The 269-nt window shown below is 33.8% G+C and carries 1 pseudogene; it reads right to left on the bottom strand.

The window, feature by feature from the left end:
- Positions 1 to 269, bottom strand: a pseudogene (locus AOA61_RS30610) (hypothetical protein); the annotation flags it as partial.

Genomic DNA, 269 nt, shown 5'->3' with positions numbered 1-269 from the left:
AGTTTCATCATTTCATGAACTTCCTCACGACTTGCAACTTTATACTTTTCTTTATATTTCGTCATTTGTGAAGCACGTTTATAAGATAAGGTATGAACTGTTAAACTTGTGGGAAGAAGTTCCCCTGTTACATCAAGTGTATGTTTAAACTCCTTTATACCTTCCCCAGGTAACCCTATGATAAGATCCATATTGATATTTGTTAAGCCCTGTTCATAAGCCATTTTATATTTTGTTAATGTTTCTTCAACTGAATGGTGCCTACCAAT

Source organism: Pseudomonas sp. 2995-1, assembly GCF_002742505.1.
GTDB classification, from domain to species: Bacteria; Pseudomonadota; Gammaproteobacteria; order Pseudomonadales; family Pseudomonadaceae; genus Aquipseudomonas; species Aquipseudomonas sivasensis.
This window is presented reverse-complemented; position numbering and strand designations above follow the sequence as displayed.